General features: G+C 60.3%; 13 protein-coding genes and 1 pseudogene. 6 read left to right on the plus strand and 8 right to left on the minus strand.

The window, feature by feature from the left end:
• Nucleotides 1-216: 216 nt before the first annotated feature.
• Nucleotides 217-516: pseudogene (locus tag BLW71_RS42295) on the plus strand (recombinase family protein); the annotation flags it as partial.
• 57 nt (nucleotides 517-573) lie between these two features.
• Here the strand turns inward: BLW71_RS42295 and BLW71_RS40945 are convergent.
• The 7 genes from BLW71_RS40945 to BLW71_RS15690 form a co-directional block, all read right to left on the minus strand.
• On the minus strand, nucleotides 574-1,053 hold the full coding sequence (locus BLW71_RS40945; RefSeq protein WP_143048348.1) for a hypothetical protein: 480 nt from the start codon (nucleotides 1,051-1,053) through the stop codon (nucleotides 574-576).
• 20 nt (nucleotides 1,054-1,073) lie between these two features.
• Nucleotides 1,074-1,253, minus strand: a complete 180-nt coding sequence (locus tag BLW71_RS15670) for a hypothetical protein (protein WP_091797442.1) — start codon at nucleotides 1,251-1,253, stop codon at nucleotides 1,074-1,076.
• 117 nt (nucleotides 1,254-1,370) lie between these two features.
• Nucleotides 1,371-1,850: a glycoside hydrolase family 19 protein gene (locus BLW71_RS15675; protein WP_091797445.1), complete on the minus strand. Its 480-nt coding sequence runs from the start codon at nucleotides 1,848-1,850 to the stop codon at nucleotides 1,371-1,373.
• Nucleotides 1,851-1,931: 81 nt separating this feature from the next.
• Entirely contained in the window at nucleotides 1,932-3,323 is a 1,392-nt protein-coding gene (locus BLW71_RS15680; protein ID WP_091797448.1) for a hypothetical protein, read from the minus strand.
• Complete coding sequence (locus BLW71_RS42940) at nucleotides 3,205-3,885, minus strand: Hachiman antiphage defense system protein HamA (protein WP_502686820.1); 681 nt, start codon at nucleotides 3,883-3,885, stop codon at nucleotides 3,205-3,207. Before BLW71_RS42940 ends, BLW71_RS15680 begins: the two co-directional genes overlap by 119 nt.
• A gap of 803 nt (nucleotides 3,886-4,688) precedes the next feature.
• The gene (locus BLW71_RS15685; RefSeq protein ID WP_091797451.1) at nucleotides 4,689-5,714 is read right to left on the minus strand and encodes an IS110 family RNA-guided transposase; all 1,026 of its coding nucleotides are present in this window, start codon (nucleotides 5,712-5,714) and stop codon (nucleotides 4,689-4,691) included.
• An 808-nt stretch (nucleotides 5,715-6,522) separates the two neighbouring features.
• The gene (locus tag BLW71_RS15690) at nucleotides 6,523-7,554 is read right to left on the minus strand and encodes a toll/interleukin-1 receptor domain-containing protein (protein ID WP_091797455.1); all 1,032 of its coding nucleotides are present in this window, start codon (nucleotides 7,552-7,554) and stop codon (nucleotides 6,523-6,525) included.
• Between the two features lie 738 nt (nucleotides 7,555-8,292).
• Between BLW71_RS15690 and BLW71_RS15700 the strand changes: the two genes are divergently transcribed.
• Together BLW71_RS15700 and BLW71_RS15705 are read left to right on the plus strand one after the other, a co-directional pair.
• Nucleotides 8,293-9,042, plus strand: coding sequence for a hypothetical protein (locus tag BLW71_RS15700; protein WP_143048349.1), 750 nt, complete (start codon nucleotides 8,293-8,295; stop codon nucleotides 9,040-9,042).
• Nucleotides 9,043-9,167: 125 nt separating this feature from the next.
• A complete protein-coding gene (locus BLW71_RS15705; RefSeq protein WP_091797464.1) occupies nucleotides 9,168-12,413 on the plus strand; it encodes a CHAT domain-containing protein in 3,246 nt (1,081 codons plus the stop codon).
• A 93-nt stretch (nucleotides 12,414-12,506) separates the two neighbouring features.
• Here BLW71_RS15705 and BLW71_RS15710 read toward each other — a convergent pair whose 3' ends face one another.
• Complete coding sequence (locus tag BLW71_RS15710; protein WP_091797467.1) at nucleotides 12,507-13,289, minus strand: hypothetical protein; 783 nt, start codon at nucleotides 13,287-13,289, stop codon at nucleotides 12,507-12,509.
• A 549-nt stretch (nucleotides 13,290-13,838) separates the two neighbouring features.
• On the opposite strand from BLW71_RS15710, the gene BLW71_RS15715 reads away from it, so the two are divergent.
• Genes BLW71_RS15715 through BLW71_RS15725 form a run of 3 tightly spaced genes read left to right on the plus strand, consistent with a single transcriptional unit; the run spans nucleotide 13,839 to nucleotide 18,001 of the window.
• The gene (locus BLW71_RS15715) at nucleotides 13,839-15,338 is read left to right on the plus strand and encodes a metallophosphoesterase (protein WP_091797470.1); all 1,500 of its coding nucleotides are present in this window, start codon (nucleotides 13,839-13,841) and stop codon (nucleotides 15,336-15,338) included.
• Nucleotides 15,339-15,340: 2 nt separating this feature from the next.
• Complete coding sequence (locus BLW71_RS15720; RefSeq protein WP_091797473.1) at nucleotides 15,341-17,365, plus strand: CHAT domain-containing protein; 2,025 nt, start codon at nucleotides 15,341-15,343, stop codon at nucleotides 17,363-17,365.
• A 51-nt stretch (nucleotides 17,366-17,416) separates the two neighbouring features.
• Nucleotides 17,417-18,001 (plus strand): hypothetical protein, encoded by a 585-nt coding sequence (locus BLW71_RS15725; protein WP_177205043.1) that lies wholly within the window; start codon nucleotides 17,417-17,419, stop codon nucleotides 17,999-18,001.
• Nucleotides 18,002-18,006: the final 5 nt, after the last annotated feature.

The raw sequence follows: 18,006 nt of genomic DNA on the forward strand, positions 1-18,006 counted from the left end.
CCCCGGCAAAGTGAACCGGAACGTGGAGGACGGCGCGGCGGCAAGTGCCGGGGCAACAGCACCGCTGGTCAGTAAAAATGCCATCGCGATCACTGTGCAGATACCAACAGCTTGCGTGCGAGGCGAGCCGATCCGAACCGACGAAACACTTGCCTTTGTAAATTTAAAGGTCGCGTTTTTCAAGATGGCATTCCCAGGATGTGAGCCAGATGAGAGTATCGCTGCGGTGCGATCCGCGCATACCAGACCGTGGGTTTCACGCCTGGTCGCGACTACCGCTATCTCGAAACCAACCGGTTCCTCCGTCAGCTTCACCCGGAAATCATTACGCAGACGGAGAAGAAGATCGCCGATCTCGGCGGCACGGTGCAGCGCGATCCAGCCACAGATATGCTCACCGTCAACCATGAGTTCACTACCTGCCTCGTTCTCGCGCGTTGCCAGACACACTAGAATGGGCGGCATCGCTGGAAGGTCCGGTTTGACACGAGCCTGCTGCCGGACATCACCGTAGCAGCTATCGTCATCGAGCGGCACCCTATGAATTGCCGCAATTGCGCCTATGAACATCATTCAGTGCATGTCGACCTTCGTCACAGGCGCCTCGTTGACTCCGTCGAAAATCTTGTTCGAAAAGCTCTTGTATCTTGAAGCTTTGCATTCCTTATCGAAAATAATTCTCCCATTTTTCAATACATAGAGTTCACCCGGCGAGACCGAGGACACGACATACGTGTACGGTTCCTTCGAGAACTTCAAATGGAGGCCACGAATACTTCCTTCGGAGACGTCGGTGATCTTGACCGTCCTGGCAGGCGGAACATTCTCAGGCGGAAATACGAAAGCATTGTTCTTGCTGCCGTATCGGTATTGCACGAAGCCACGATTAGGGTTTGTGTTGTCCTTTGCGCAGACGGAAACGGTCTTCCCGTTTTCAAGCGGACAACTGAAATAGACCGCCTCGTCTTCGTTGCAGAGCGTCTGTTCCTCCTGCGACGACTCAGTCTGCGCACTCACCACGTCATATTTAACGAGCGACAACAGAACGACCATGAAAATTCCTGCCGTACGTATCACTTCAATCCCCCCCAGTTGTGAATCGAGGCGAAATTATTTCGCCGGTCAACGATGTCGTTCATGTTCTCCTGGCTGATCGGGTGACCAGGATGATGCGCGAAAAGGCCAGGATTGATCGCTCGGGTGATGTTGTCGACGTCGTCCTCGGTCGCCCCATGATCGGCCGTCTCGTACATCCTGTTGTTGATCCAATATGCAGCTGCAGATCTCACTGCGTATTTGACCTCGCCGACAAGCGCGTAATCGACCAGAAAGTCCAGACTCGCCTCGCTGGACCAGCCACCTGAATTGTGTTAGTGCCATTCGGTAAAGTGCCGGTACTGGGTACGGCCCGTAATCTGAATCAAGCCTCTCCCACGGTATTTCCATCCATCCTCACTCGCAATGTTTCCATTGCCATTCCTATTCGCATATGCACGGTTAGCGATGGCTTGTTCATTGGCGGGATGCTGAGGAGTACGCCCATACAATTCCGATTCGTCGGTATGTTGCTGGAAATACGAGAATTTCTGCCGCAACCGGTCAGGCGGATAGTTCAGGCTTTCGCCATCATGAACAGCCAAAGACGGGCCCGCCTCGCGCCGGATTTGCGCGAAGAAGTGCTCGCGTCTGAGTGGTTTGTCGAGCTTGAACAGATTGATATTGGCGTTCAATTCCGTGATCGCTGCTTGTAATGTCGCAACGTTTGCACTCGGGAAGATGTGTTGCATCATTGCTAGCGTGAACTGGAAACCGTAGCGATAAAAATTGCCCACCAGTCCGACCGGATGCATATGGTAAACGTTCGCGCTTGCTGGCGTTACGCCAGCCGTGCCCGACCAGAACCTGAGTTCTTCAATCCGCTTTTTCTCCGCTTACCACACAGGCAACCCGGCACGCATATGCGAATCGAGTGCATCCCACTTGCTCATCTCACCGCCCCACTCGCTTTCATATCGCACGATCAGGTGATCGATGCGATCCGCGAGCCATGGTTTGCCCAACGCCAGTTGCAGTTCGCGCGCGGTGATCTTGCCGTCTTTCTGCTCCTGGCTGTCGATGACGTCTTCCAGCTTCTTGATCGCCTCATCCGAACGCGCGTTGTCGAACGAATCTTCGAAACGCGCTATCTCGTCGGGCGTGCCGTTATCGGCGATGTATAACGCACGCTCGAACATGGTAGAAACCGAAGCGTCGAGATTCACGACATCGAAACCGGGCCAGTCCCACGGGCTTTTAAGTTCGACGAGCGGATGTCCATGATCGCACACCCAGCCATCGATCTGTCCGGCATTCTCGTCGCCAATGCTGACCGCGTACCACGTCTTGTTTTCTGCTTCAGCGCACTGCAGTGCCGATCCGATGGTGACCACGCGCGGCCATGCCGCGGGTTGGCCACCAGCTGATTGCACACGCAGAGGGAACTGACTCCATGCCTGACGGTCGCCGCCGCCCTGCAAATCCGCACGCGCGATCCAGAGCGGCACCGGACCACTGAGCGGATGTCCCGCCGCGTCCACTTTCACGACCTTGCACCATGGACCGCTGCCAGGCGAGCCCGATGCCACTTTGACGTTCGTGCCAGCGGGAATCGACATATCGGAAGAAGCGGGTTGCACCAACTTTGCGCCCTTCGAGATCAGCAGCAACGTGCGTGATTTCGCATCGAGTTGCTGCGCTCGGGTTCGGCTACGCGAGATGAACGCATTCAGATCGTCTCCTGTGAATACCTCGACGTGGAGCAGGGGGCGTTCGCCGAGTGTGGGAGGCAAGGTATGGTGCGCGCGCGCCTCCACAAGCCGCTGATATTCACCGATCCAGGCAACGGTCTCGCCCGCCGCGATTTTGTAGGGCTTCGGCAAGATATAAATCTGGTCGACTGCCGATGGCTTGCTTTCCTTATCCATCTCGCCCACATAAACCCAACCTTGGGCCACGCTCGCATTCAGCGTTTCGCCCTGCTTGTGGGGCTGCGACGCACCAGCCACGAAGCTGGAAATCTTGCCCCATGCGCCGTGCCTTTGCCCGATCTTGATTTTCGTGTCTCGCGGTAGCCATCCGATCACGGCGGCGTGCCCCGAATGTGAGGCGCGCACGCGCAAACCCGCAGTCGTGCCGTCAGGCTCGCCCGTCGCCTTCAATTGCGGGTCACGCGCGTTCGTCCCCACAACATACGTTTCCGTCGCGCCATAGTAGCCAGGTAGCGTCTTTGCAGGACCATTCGGTTGCGCGCCCGGGCCGTAGCCTTCGAGCGGCAGCGTGTGCATGTAGAGGCTGAAGAACGTAAGCACATCTTGGGCGGGCGGCGTCGTGTTCTGCGCAGCGGGTGGTGTCGTTGCCGGTGCGTTCTGCGGTTGGGCGTTGCCATTCGTCGGCGGCGGAGGTGCCGGGGGGAGAACGAGTCGATGGCGTACCAGCGTAAATCCCTTCGAATATCCGCAGTCCGATGATGTCAGTGCCTTTGACCGACTCATTTGGAGTGGCTTTTTCGGAGAATCGCCAGCGAGGCACCCAGTGGTCCAGACTGTACTCGAGAAAGTCCGAAACGAGTATCTCAGCGAAATCGCCCGCCTGAACGGCAGGTCCTGGATTTTCCGCGTTCGGAAAAATCCGCTCAATCAAGAACTGCGCACGTGAAAGGCCAGTGCCACGTCTAAGGACATCAATGTCGGCTTCTAGGCAATAGTGTTCCCGAAAATGACGAGCCCAAGCAGCCAGGATTGCATTGTCCGGCTGATGCGCAAACTCGAGAACGCTGACGCTTCTGCCTTCGGTCGTGTTGATTGATGGGTGGGTGACAAACCAACCCATGTGCTCAGGAGGCGGCATTTTCGGGCCTCCGCAACGGTGGAGCGCGAAGCGTGAACTTCTCTTCTAGTAGGAATAGCAAACGTACCTCTATGCTTTCGTCAATCTGCATGGCCGTAAAGCCGCGATTTCACAAGCCCCCGTTCTTTGACGGTCGTAGCGAAAACCGGCAATCGACCTTGAGGCTCGACACTCAAAGCTTTAGTGATATGCGATACGTCATCGAGCTCTCAGCAAAAACTGTCGAACACATTTCATGTTTCTTTTAATCGTCACCGATTTCGCCCGATTCCACGATTAGTCGATGTCGACTTAAAAGGCATCCTCCCGGAAATATGCACCCTCCGGAAAGCTAGCTTATCCACGCCGCTATCGATTTCTTAATCGCTCACTTGCTCTCGGAGGTATTTCGGGAATGCAGGTGCACGTAAATTAATCGCCAATAAGCCCGCGCTATTAAGGCGAAAGACCCATAGGTTTCTCAACTTATGGGTCTTTTTTTCTCAGGTTATGCGTCTACCTACCGTAGGGCGCCAGAGTTAATGCGACTGCACATACTAAATCTATGGTCACTCCCATTTTTGCAAGGCTGGTTTTTGATGTAGTGGATTGGCTTGCGTAAATCTATCCGGCGTCGTTGTGGAGATAGCTCCCCGCGCCACGATGAGAATCGCGCCTGGTGATCCTGAAAAAATCTTCGGCTTCGGAAGCCAATTTAGTGTTCAGGTTGTCCGCCAGGCCGGTGTGCCATTCACGTCATCAAATTTCAGCGATCGCAAAACCAGGTGGGTGCACTGCGGTAAAATATATGCGGAGTCCGATGCTCAGCTTGCCATCGAATTCGCTCCCGCATTGAACGTGGTGTGGCGCGTAGCGAGAGCCCAGGCCGTTCGTGCCAGCTTGTTGGCCAACGCACAGGCCACCACGTTGGAATGTCGGCGTGCAAGCATGGCGCGAACCCATTCGGCCAGGCGGCCGGATTGCCGCTCAAGCCGTATCATGTAGGCTCTGGCGCACTGCACCAGTAGACGCCGAATGTTCTTGTCACCTCGCTTGCTGATGCCTAGCAGGTTAGCCCGGCCCCCTGTGCTGTACTGGCGAGGCACCAGTCCGATGGAGGCAGCAAAGTCCCGGCTGCAGGCGTACTGCTTGCCGTCGCCCATCTCTGCCGCGAGTACGCTGGCCGTGACAGGACCGACACCGGGAATTGACAGCAGGCGCTGACCGAGGTCGTCGTCAGCGAGCTGCCGGACCAATTCCCTGTCGATCTCACCGATCTGTTCGCTGAGGTAATTGAAGTGCGCATGTAGTCTCTCAAGGATCGAGATCAGGCGTGCAGGCAACGAATGCTCGGCAAGCACTGAGGGTAGACGGGCGATAACGGCGTGGCCAACCGGTAGGCTGATGCCGAATTCAAGTAGGAAACCGTGTATCTGGTTGGTCGTCTTCGTGCGGTCGCGGATCAGTGATTCGCGCATCCGATGTAATGCCGCTAGCGTTTGCTGTGATTCGGTCTTTGGCGTAACGAACCGCATGGACGGGCGCGATGCCGCCTCGCAGATCGCCTCGGCGTCCACGAAGTCGTTCTTGTTGCTCTTGACGAACGGCCGCACGAATTGCGGAGAGACGAGTTTGACCTGGTGCCCAAAACTGGTCAGTTTGCGTGCCAGGAAATGCGCACCAGCACAGGCTTCCATGACGACGGTGCACGCATGGAAGGTGGCAAAAAACTCGACGAGCTGCTTGCGGCTTGCCTTCTTGCGAAACACCGCTCGACCGAGCTGATCCTGACCGTGGAGGTGAAACGAGTGTTTGCCCAGATCGATTCCAACCAACGTCACACTTTGCATGATGGGTCTCCAGAAACAAAGCACCCTACAGCGTAACTCGCAAGTAGGGTGGGAGTGACCATCTCATTAAATCAAAGACTTAGATAAAGCTGCGCCATAAGTGTCTTGTGGGTGCGTCAGAGTTAGTGCGACTAGCCTGCACTCGCGCCAAAGTGGTAGCGCCTTGGTGTGCCCCTAATTATTTGCCGCGCCGCCACCGATTCAGGCGTTCTCCGACGAGGCTCTAGGCGGGCGTCACCCCTCGAACACGACCGGCATGACTCGCGACACTGCTGCGTGGCGCCGTCCTGATCTAATTTGACCCAATCGTCAAAATCTCTAGCGGTTTTTGCCGAGCGATAGCTTTAGTGTGGCGAATAACATGGGCGACGGTCTCAGTGTTTTATTGGGAAGAATTCGATGGTTTTTCACCGAATTTGGTCAGCCGCCTGAAGGCACCACGAGCCGAGGAACACGCCCTCTGAAATCGTCGCGCTCTATCGAGTCCACGCGGGATCTACTAGCGGCCCGACGGCATTCACATGGGGCTGCGCAGTGACGGTTCGGAGGGCTCGTCCTGCTGGTCAATAGCGGCGCGAAGCCAGACAGAACGAGAGAGAGCGTTGCGATCGGCCCCGGCTATCGCGCGGCGAAGGACGCATGGCGCGACCTACCGCTGGACCTGAAACCTCGAGACCTGCAAAACGCCCGCTACTGACTGCCGGCGACGGAGCGAAGAGTCTGAGGGCGGCATTCTGAAAAAAACCATCCAACGTTCGACATGGCAACGATCCGCTGCAAAAAGCCAAACGAACCGTGTCACACCCAACTAATCGGCAGAGCGCTTGTCGGCTGATATCACGACCATGTTTGCCTGAAGAAGCGACTCGGCCTCGCGCAAGACGGTCCGACGATCTGTGTCAAACCCTATCATGGCTGACTCGAGCGCAGATTGCGCCTCACATATCGCCTTCAAAAGTTTCGGATATGAGTGGGGGTTAATGCAGTCGACCGCAACTCTCAGTGCCTTGGCCGCCTGATACCCGACGAATGGCTTTTCCAACCTTATCAAGTTGATCAAAAATGGAAATGACTGCTCGTCCGAGAATAGTTGCAATATAGCAACTGCGGCTAAGCGCTCGCCCGGCGAGGGACTATTTACCAGTTCGCAAAGTAACGGATACGAACTCAAAGCAATCGACCTCATCCTTTGAAAAATCTGCTCCATTCTTATCGTTCGTTCATTTGATGCGCTCATTCGCTGGCGTGTTCTCTCGTACAGGCGTGCATAAGCAAGTACCTGCTTCCGCACCAGTTCAATGGTGTCCGTTCGTTGCTCGTGCTCAACCGAAGATTCTGAGGTTTCGTCTTGGAACGGTATCGGCTGTGTTACAAGAGCCCGGATCTCGTGGGCGACCTCTTTCATGGCCTCGTCTCTTGATGGCCAGGACGTGACCGCTTTTCCGTCACGGGGGATATGTTGAAGTTCGCTAAAGCGCGATTCCTCCCATAGACACGGTCTAAGCAAAACTGGCAGCACTCGCGCTTCACAGCGCTTCAAACGTTTGAGAGCTTCGTCGACCTCAACTCCGAAGCAGTATTCCGAAGCAAGAAAATCGGAGCTAACCAGCAAAAGGATACAGTGCGCCGATTTAAGGTTGTCGCTGATCTCCGCCGCCCAATCGTGTCCGGGTTCGATTTTTCGGTCGTGCCATTCCTCAATTTTCCCCTGAAATCTTAGGGGCGCAAGATATTTTCCGAGCTCATCGCGCAACTCGGAATCTCTATGGGAATAGGAGTAGAAAACGCGCCATCTCATCGCAGTCTGCCCGAAATATTCCGTCGATTCGCCGGAGCCCATCCCACCGCATATGACTTGATGCGGATGCGCGAAGCGAACATTCGCGCTACCTAAGAATGCGCCATAGGTTCACGCAGATCAAGTGGCCTGACCGGTTCGGACATATGATCAATCGCTCAGCAGTGCCTAGGTGTGCTGGATATCCATATTGCCGGCTTCTTGCGCGAGCCGGACGATGTGCCCGGTTCCGCCCGTCGCCATGTCCGTTGCCTTGCCGTCCCACATCGCGACCAAGGTCGCCCGGTCGGCCCCACGACTGAGCGAGGCGGATGACCCTTCGATTGGCCCTCTCCCAAGGGTCGGTTGCTTTCAACCGCAGCCACCTGTGGGCTTCGACGCCGTGGTCGAGGATCAGGGCCTTGCTCCCATGAAAGCGAACAACAGCGTTGAAGCGGTTGTGCAATGTCTCATAGTCCTCAAGGACTTCACTGGCTACGAGGTCTGCGCCGTTTGTGTGATTTGAAAACCGCACTTATCGGCCAATTTCCATGCAGCGAAAGACAGACTTGCGCGCTGCTGGCGCAACGCGGCCGCGGCAGGTTGTCAGCGGGGTTTTTGGGCCTATGCTTAGTGACACGCACCATTGCGGCCACCGCGGAATCAAGGTCGTGTCGTACGACGCGCCATCGAAGTCGACAGGAGAGAACGCCTAAGCCGGTAAAATACCGAAACGATAGCTTCTCAGCTTTGGCGTTTTATGCAGGAAACCGAATCAAATGCGCCGATGAGGAGATGGGCATGGATTCATTCGAACGCCTTTTGGGCGAAACTGTTGAGGAACTCGGCGAGCGCGCAGGCGGACCGCTCGACGACGAACGACGGGACTACGACGCAGCACATCCGGACGCTGGAAACATGTTGCTCGGACCGTTGCCGCCGATCTCGGACCGCGCGGTCGATCTGATCATCGCTTTCGAAGTGACGAGCGAGACCGTGTACGAGAAGCGCTATCGCCATCCGGTGTGGCCGGGTGGAAATTCGGGCGCGACTATCGCCATTGGTTTCGACGCGGGCTACGTCACCGCCGCGGAATTCGAATCGAACTGGAAAGCCTTGCTCGATGCGGGCGCCATCGCGAAGATGAAGGGCGTATGCGGATTGACCGGCACGAAGGCCCAGCAGGCGCTGCCCAGTGTGAGCGACGTCGACGTCAGCTTCGCCGCGGCCCATAGGGTATTTCGCGACATCACGCTGCCCCGCACCACCGCGAAGGCCGCCGCGGCGCTTCCCGGTTCATCCGAACTTTCGCCCGACTGCCTGGGGGCGCTGGTGTCGCTGGTCTATAACCGCGGCGCATCGTTTTCGCTCGACGGCGACCGCTATCAAGAGATGCGCGCGATCAAGCTGGACATCGCCAACAACAATCTCGCGGATGTACCCGCCCAGTTGCGCAGCATGAAACGCCTGTGGGCCGATAAGCCCAACATGGCGGGTCTCGTGCGTCGGCGCGAACTCGAAGCAGTCTTGTTCGAAGGCGGTCTGCCCTGAGCTCGCAGTGCCCGCGCTGCGGGTGCTGCCTTCCGTTTGCGGCCATTTCCCATTCTACCTAGTCGTCGAGACAGTCGGGCGCGCGGCACCCCGTGCGCGCGGGTGAGCAATCAAAGGAGACCGATATGCCTCTGCGTTCCATCAACGACATGCAGTACTACCTCGTGCTGATTGACGAAGACGGCAAAGAGCGCACCGAAGCGGACGGTAGCCAGATGAGCGAAATCATCCGTCAGTGTGTGGCCGATCCCGCGCGGCCCGTGACCGACGTGTTCATCATTAGTCACGGCTGGAAGGGCGATATTCCTGCAGCCATCCAGCAGTACGACCGATGGATCGGCGCGATGGCCGAGGTTCAGGGCGACATCGAGAAGATGAAGGCGCGCCGCGCCGGATTCACTCCGGTCACCATCGGGCTGCACTGGCCGAGTCTGCCTTGGGGCATGGAAGACGAGAAGGCTCAAGACGCGCGGGCGCTGCTCGGCCCGGGAGCCGCACCGACCGGGAACGAGGACGAGGACGAGGGAGTCATCGTGCGGCAGCTCTCGCAGGGGCTTCCGCCGGAGCGAGCGATGCAGGTGACGCAGTCGGTGCGGACCATTCTCGACTACACGAGGAGCGTGCCGCAGGGCGCCCCGAAGGATGCGCTGCCGTCTGCTATCGACGATGCGTATGAGCGGCTCTATGGAGCCTCGGGATTGCATTCGGGCAACCTTGGCGGTCGGCCGGGCGCCGATCACGACAACTTCGACGCCGGCGTGATCGCGCAACAGGCTGGCATCCTGAGCAGCGGCGACGGGCCTGTTGCTGGCTTGCTCGGGCTGCGCGACGTCGTTCTTTCGCCCTTGCGTCAATTGTCCTTCTGGAAGATGAAGGACCGCGCGCGCTCGTTCGGCGAGTCCGGCGCTCACAGCATGCTGATATCGCTTCAGGACGCCGCGCCGCGCGCGCGCTTTCATTTGATGGGGCATAGCTTCGGCAGCATCATGGTGTCCGCGATGGTTTCGGGCCCGGGCGACGCCGCCGCGCCGGTCCTCAGGCGCCCGGTCGATACGCTCTTTCTCGTGCAGGGTGCCTTGTCGCTCTGGGCCTATGCAGCCGACATACCGTATGCGCCGGGCACGGCGGGGTACTTCCGGCGCATCGCGCAGCGCGGTCTCGTGCGCGGGCCGATCGTCACGACGCGCTCCAGGTTCGACACCGCCGTCGGACGGCTTTATCCGCTCGGCGCGCGGCTGAAAGGACAGTTCGTGCTCGGCGATTCCTATCCCGAATACGGCGGCATCGGCGCGTTCGGCATTCGCGGCGACGACAGTGCGCTCGATTCCATGATCCAGGCGGTCTCGGATTCCTATCGGTTCCAGTGCGGCACGATTCACAACATCGAGGCGAGCCGCATCATCTGCAATGGCGACGGAGCGTCCGGCGCGCATAGCGACATCGCTCATCCGGAAGTCGCGCATCTTTTCTGGGAAGCCGTGCTTGCCAGCGCCGAGGCCGTGACGCCGGGCATGCCCGCCGGCGGCTCCGGCGCTTTCCTCGGCACGACCGCGACGCTGGCCGACCCCATAGGCGCCGCCGGGCTCGGCGGCGTGATGACCGACCCGTTCCAGTCATACCAGCCCGCGACGCCTGACTTTGGATTGCTTGGCGGTGCCGGCTTGCCGGAAAGCGCCCCGCCTCCAGGATCGGCGGGCGCCGCTTCGTCCGGAGGAGCGGCCCCCGCTGCGTCCGCCGAGTCGGACGCAGCGGGGGCGCCTGCGAGCGATCCTCGCTATATCAACGCCAGTTTCGAGGAACTCGGACCCACCGAGCCCCTGTACAAAGGCAATTGGTACACGCTCGCGTTCAACGTCGACGTGGAGCAGTCTGGCGAGGTCGCGTCGGCACAACTGGCGGTGCCCACTGAAACGCTGTTTCCGGCAGGCGTCGAACAGATCGCGCTGACGGTGCAACTCGAGAGCACCGATTTCGACGTGTCGGGCAACACGGCCTTGATGCGTGTGCCAAAAACCGGACCGTCGCGCACCAAGGCGCGCTTCGATATATCGCCGTTTCACGACGGCCCATGCCGCCTCACCGCGATCATCTCGAAGGACGGCAATTTCGTGCAGCAGATCGACATGACCATCGTCGTCGGGCAGACGCGTGCGGCGTCGGCGGTCAGCTCGCGCGGGCGACGGCTCACGACCAGCGCCGCACTGCAGCCGCGCGATCTCATGTTCCTGATCTCGCCCTCGTCGGGCGGCTACGACTGCGTCGTGTGCGGGCCGGTGGCGATGCGCGCACGCCTGCCGATCACCGCAGCGTTCATCGACGATGCGATCAAGGTCGCGCGCGAGGCGCTCATGACGGTCGTCCTGCAGCAGGATGCGAACGGGCGCTATAGCTTTCAGTCGGGCGTCGACATTCCCAAGGACCAACTCGACATCGCGCTCGGCGTCATGGCGCGCGCCGGCGCGAGCTTGCTGAAAAAGCTCTTCGAAGGGCCCGCGGCCGGACCCGATTCCAAAGCCATCGCCGCTTTGTTGCGCAAGCTCGGCGGCGATCGGGACAGGCCGCTCAAGCTGCAGATCGTCGCGGAGAGCATGCCGGTGCCGTGGGGCCTGCTGTACCTTGGCAGCGTCGCGCAGGGCACCGCGCTAGACTGGTCCAATTTCCTCGGCATGCGGCACATCGTCGAGCAAATTCCGCTTCAGGAGCCGATGATCACGGTCGACAACACCATCTGCAGCGATCAGCCCTGCCTGAACGTGGGCGTGAACTTCAACGACACCATCGACGCCCAGATGGGCATGCCGTTCGTGGCGACGCAGCGCCAATACTGGAGCGGTCTGCCGGCGGCGCGCGTGAAGGTGAGCGCCCGTTCCAACTGGACCGAACTGATGGCGGCGCTGAACGACGGCGAAACACCGCAGCACATCATCTACTTCTATTGCCACGCCGAGTCGAAGGGGCTGGCGGAGCGGGGCGGGCCTTATGCGTCGAGCATCGCACTGACCGACGCGTCGCGCACGCTGACCGACATCACGCTCGATGCGGGCACGGAGGTGCAGTTTGCGGGCAGTCCGCTCGTGTTCATCAACGCCTGCGAGTCGGCGGAGATGTCACCGGCGTTCTACGACGGCTTCGCGCCTTATTTTATGAGCAAGGGCGCGCGCGGCGTGATTGGCACGGAATGTCGCATGCCGGCGCTTTTTGCGGCGGAGTGGGCGGGCGCGTTCTTCACCCGGTTCCTCCAGGGCAACGCGCTCGGGAGGACGTTCCTGGACCTGCGAAGCGAGTTTCTGAACGAGCACAACAATCCGCTCGGCCTGCTATACGCCGTGCATTGCGATGCTGACACGCGGGTCGCGCCAACGGTGCCCTGACCTCGACCGTGATGGATGCGTTACGCAGAGGCGCAGTGCGACGGCGCCGCCGGTCGTGCCGGCGGCGCGCAGCGGGTCGTCGTTGCGCGGCGTCTAGTCGAGATCGGGCAGCGTGCTGATGTAGTTCTGGACGTATTTCTGCAGGCGGGTGCGCAAGTCGTCCTTGATAAAGTCCACGACGGCCATGTTGATCTGGGCGCCCGAGCGCGAGCTGGAGAAGGTCACCGATTCATCGCCACCGCGGAACACGAGCACTTGCGTGATCGCGGAGTTCGCCTCGAGCGAAAAGGACATCAGCGTGGCCGCAATTTGATCGCCTTGCTGCTGCGTATAGGAGAGCTGGAAATTCGACGTCTTTGACGCCTTGGTCTCGCGATTGAAGATGGTGATCCACGGATGCGGCTCCGTGGCGGCCAGCTGCGAGAGAATTATCTGAACGATCTTTAGCGCGCCCGGCGCACCGCCCAGAGCGACCTGCGCGACTGCGAGGATCGCTTCATGAACCTCGAACTGCATGCCCTGCCGGTCGACCCTGGTATTTTCCTCCCCGGTCAGAATCCAGCCGAGACTGCGCAGCACCTCGCCGTAGGCACTGTGATACGCTTGGGCATCGCTCGCATCGATCTGCTTTTTCTTCACGACCAGTTGCGCGAGCAACAGCGAATTGGCGATGACCTCCCGCGATGCGACGGGCATGCCGGTCTCGGTTGCGAGCACGTTCGACCCGACGACGATGGCTTGCGTGCGCGACTGGTCGAGCGGATTTTCATCGCCCTCCAGCAATCCCGGACCTGCCGCCGGGACACCCAACTCGCCCGGTTCGGGCAATTCGGTGCTGAGAAGATATTCCCTAGCGCTCGCGGCGGTTGCTGACATGGTACTGCTCCGTTGAGTGACGAGTGTGCGGGCGGCGTGTCTGTCATGCACCAGCATGCGTGGCGCGAAACCACGGCTTAAGTCGTTGCGCAAATCAGCGCTTTGTCGCGCGGCAACCGGAGAGCGCTTCGACTGCTTTCGCCTTTCGTATCCGGCGCTCTCCGGATTCTTTTATTCGGATTGCTCAATGGTTATAGTGCGCCGCGTGGGAATATCAAGTTCGACGCTTGCCCGACTGCGTGGTGACACATCGTTGCGCGCGTTGCCGGGACGGTGATTTATGCATCCGCTGATCCATTGAACAGCGTGCCGTGCGACGACCCGATGCTCATGCTGATAAGGGTGCCGCCGGAGCATCGGCGCACGTGTGGTACTCGACAGGAGCCGGTTTTATATGTGCGCCGCCACACATTCGAGCGCACATCGCATTGCAGGGCTTGATCCGCGTCGTCTATCTTCTTCTTACGAAAGAGGCGCGCGACGGCGCGCTTACAACGCGGCACACATCCCGCGCCTCGCGTTGCTGGACCTCGACAACGGGAGGTCGATTTGAATCCGGTTCACAGCGTCGATCAGCTTTACGTCATCTCCGATCTGCATTTCGGCGGCCCGGCGGGATTCCAGATTTTCGGCTCCACTACCGAACTGGTGTGGTTGATCGATGATCTCACCAGGCGCGATCCCGGACAGGAGATCGCGCTCGTCATCAATGGCGATTTCATCGATTTTCTGGCGGAAGACGGGGCCCGGTATTTCGATTCGGACGGTGCGGTTGGAAAGCTGGAACGTATCGCCCTGCAGGATCCCACGTTCAAGCCGGTGTTCGAAGCCTTGACGGTGTTTCTCAACCAGGACAAACGCCGCCTGATCGTGAATCTGGGCAATCACGACCTCGAACTTGCGTTGCCCTGGGTGCGCAAGCGGCTCGTGCAGATCCTGACGGGCGATGCGTCATCTCCCGGCGGAGCGCATGCGCGCCTGCATCTCGTGCTCGATGGAACGGGCGTGCATTGCAATGTCGGCGGCCAGAGCGTGCTGTGCGTGCACGGCAACGAAGTAGACCGCTGGAATCCAGCCGACTTCGAGAAGATTCGTCAGATCGGCCGGGACAGGCAGTTCAATCGCCCTGTCGAACCGTGGATTCCCAATGCCGGCTCGCGCATGGTCATCGACGTGATGAATCTGATCAAGCGGCAGTATCCGTTTGTCGACCTGCTCAAACCGGAAGTGGGGGGCGTCGTGCCGACGCTCGCCGCGTGCGGGCCCGAGACGATGCGCGACTTCGGCAGCGCCATGAAACTCGCGAGCGTGGGTCTCGCGCGCGCTTGGGCCGGGGTGTACAAGCCGGGCGGCATGCTTGGCGGGGAGCACATTGCGGCAGGAGAGCCCGTGCAGCCCGCGCCCATGCCCGGCGGTCTGCTCGATTCGCCGGAGCGGCCCGGCGCACGTGAGGCGCGCGACGGCCGCGCCATGCTTGCGATGGCCGATGCGCTGGTGCGTCAGGGCGTCGACCCGATCGCGTTCGTGGCGCAAGTGCAGGGCAAACGCCTCGACATGGCCGGCGCATTGATCAAATGGTCGCGCGATGCGCCCACGAGCGAAGTGCTGCGCGAGGCACTCGAGAAGCTCGACGCGGATCGCAGTTTTGACATCACGGATCGAGACGACACCGCCGTGCAACTCGACAAGGAGATCGGGCCGGAGATCGACATCACCGTCGCCGGCCATACGCATCTGGCGCGTGCGCTGAAACGCAGGAGGGGCGCGGGCCTGTATTTCAACAGCGGCACGTGGGCGCGCCTGATTCGTCTGGACGCCGCCGTGCGCGGCAACCCGCAGAAGTTCGCCAGGGTTTTCGAAACGCTCAACGGGGGCAACATGACGAAGCTCGACGAGTTCGGCGACCTCGTCATCAAGCCCTGCACGGTCGTGGCCATATGGAAGAACGACGACGGCAACGGCGCCAAAGGCGAGCTGCGGCGCGTGAAGCGCGTCAACGGCGACGCGTTTGAGCTTGAAGCCATTTCCAACAGCCTGCTGGAAAAGTGACGATGCGCAAAATTACCCTCGAACTGCTCCGTCAGGGCCCGTCGCACAATCAACTGCTGTCGCCGCTCACGGCGTACATCGCGTTGTGCGAGAACCATAGCGCGGTGACGCTGCACGTTCCGTTCGAGCACAACCAGATGCTCTACCGGTTGCGCGCGCTCAGCTATCAGCTCGGACCGGAGGCGCGGGAATTCCAGCTCGGCGACACGGCGGCGGTGTTGGGCAAGCTACTCGGCGAAATTCCCGGCCTCACCGCCGATCTCAACCGCCGCGGCACCGACGCCGCTGCGGGCGATGAGCAGGTCACGCATCTGCGGTTGATCCTGTCCGCTTCCGAACTCGCGCTCCTGCCGTTCGAACTCGCGACCGCGCCCAGCGGCTTTCCTGGCGAAGGCCAGCCGCTTTCACTGCAGACGCAGCAACCCATCTGCATCACGCGCGAGACACGGCGCGTGCCCGAGGGATATTTGCGCTGGCCGAGCAAGCCGCGCATCCTGTTCGCCTATGCTTCGCCGCCCGGCTTCCTGGAAGTGCCGGCCGCGGCGCATCTGCTCGCGCTGCGCGAAGCGCTCACGCCGTGGCTCGCGCTGTCGGATGATCTCGATGACGACGAACGGCTCGCGATCATCGAGGAACGGTTGTCCGTGCTTCCGGACGCGACTGTCGAAACCCTGGAACGCACCTGCGCGTCCAACGATTACACCCACGTGCACATTCTTGCGCACGGCGTCGATCTTCTGTCGGGATACGACCGGCGTTTCGGTGTCGCGCTTGCGTCGACGACTGATCCGAAGGGCTTTGAAGTCGTGTCCGGGGCACGCCTCGCAAGCATTCTGCGCACGCCGCGCCGCGATAAGCCGGGCAAGTTCGTGCGGCCGGCCGTCGTGACGCTCGCGAGTTGCAGCAGCGGCGCGGTCGGCGACGTGACGGGCGTCGGTGCGAGCATCGGACACGCGTTGCATGAGGCGGGCATTCCGCTCGTGATCGCAAGCCAGTATCCGCTGACCTTCGGCGGTTCGGTGATGCTCGTGCAGGATCTTTATCAAGGCCTGCTGTGGGGCGAGGACCCGCGCAAGCTGCTGGTCGGCCTGCGCCGGCGGATGCACTCCTGCTTCAAGGATCAGCACGACTGGGCGAGCATCGTCGCGTACGCATCGCTGCCGCCGAACTTCGATGATCAACTGGCCGACGCGAGCATCCAGCAGGCCATGAGCAGCATCAACAATGCGTTGCGTGTGTCCGATCGTGTCATGGTGGCGTTTTCCGATTTGGAATCCGGCTCCAGCGATCGCCACCAGATGCTCGACGACGACAAGCGCAAGGAGATGCTCGGGCACGTGCAGAAAAAAGTCGCCTACGCCAAGGAGCGGCTCGAAGCGGCGAATGACGCGTACCCGGCTCACAGGGCGAGAATCCTGGCGCAGCTCGCGAGCACCGAGAAGCGCGAGGCGCAGATGCTCTACCACTCGCTCAAGTTCGGTTCCCGCACGACGAAGAGAGCCGGCAAGGAGGTGCTGGACAAACTGGAGCGCTCGCGAGCCTGGTACTGGCAAGCCTATCTGCTGAACCGGTCGCACCCTTGGGAACTGGTGCAATATGTATCGCTCACGTTATTTCTGCGGACTCTGGGTCGCCTGCCGCTCCCGGACTGGGCGGAGTCCAAGGTCAGGCCCTTGTGGATCACAGCGGACGCGCAATCGCGGAACGACGCGGAGAACGGTTCCGTGCAGGATCGCGCGTGGGCTCACGGCAACATCGCGGAACTGAGCCTGATCGAACCCTGGCTGCATGATACTCCTCACGAACCTGGCACACCGACTATAGACAAGGCGGTACAGGCTTGCCGCAGTCTGGTCGAACTGGCGGGCGCATCATCGTTTCACGTGTATTCCACGCGACGCCAGATCCTTCGCTATCTCGAATGGTTCGGCCCGATGGTGGGCAAAGAATGGCCAGGACTGGAAGACCTCGCGAAGCAGATGCTCACTGTGTTGCCGGTCGGCGAGGAGCCCGAATGGAACTATTGAGGCTGGCTCGTATCGCACGCCATTCCACGCTCATCGACAAGGATTTGAAACGTGCCTGAAAACTTTGTGCCGAAGCGCGTCTTTCTCTTCAGCGGACACATGATCGATCGTCCCGACCGTCTGCAACCGCGCTTCCCGCCGGAGCGTGAAGCCGCGGTGACGGCGGACATCGCCGCGCGGCTCACGAGTCAGCAAGCGGGCATTGACGACCTCGCCATCTGCGGCGGCGCGTGCGGCGGCGATCTGATCTTCGCGGAACTGATGCTTGGTTACGGTGCGCATCTCGATCTCTATCTGCCGTTCGAGCCGGAGGTGTTCGTGAAGGAGTCCGTCGACTTCGCGGGCTCGGACTGGCGCAAGCGCTTCGATGCCGTTCGCGCGCACGAGCGGGCGGGCACCTTCGTCCTCGCGGGGCCGCGGACCGACGAAGAGCGTCAGGCGTCGCCCTACGAGCGCGATAACCTGTGGATGCTCCAGCGCGCGCTGGCGTGCGGGGCACTGAAAGTGCATTTCCTTTGCGTATGGGACGGCCAGGCGGGCGACGGCCCCGGCGGCGCGGGCCATATGTACGAAGCGGTCAAGGCGGCTGGCGGCGAGGCGCAAGCACCTATCCATCCACTCGGATCGACACAGTGAGGCAG

It is taken from the genome of Burkholderia sp. WP9 (genome assembly GCF_900104795.1).
Taxonomy (GTDB): Bacteria; Pseudomonadota; Gammaproteobacteria; order Burkholderiales; family Burkholderiaceae; genus Paraburkholderia.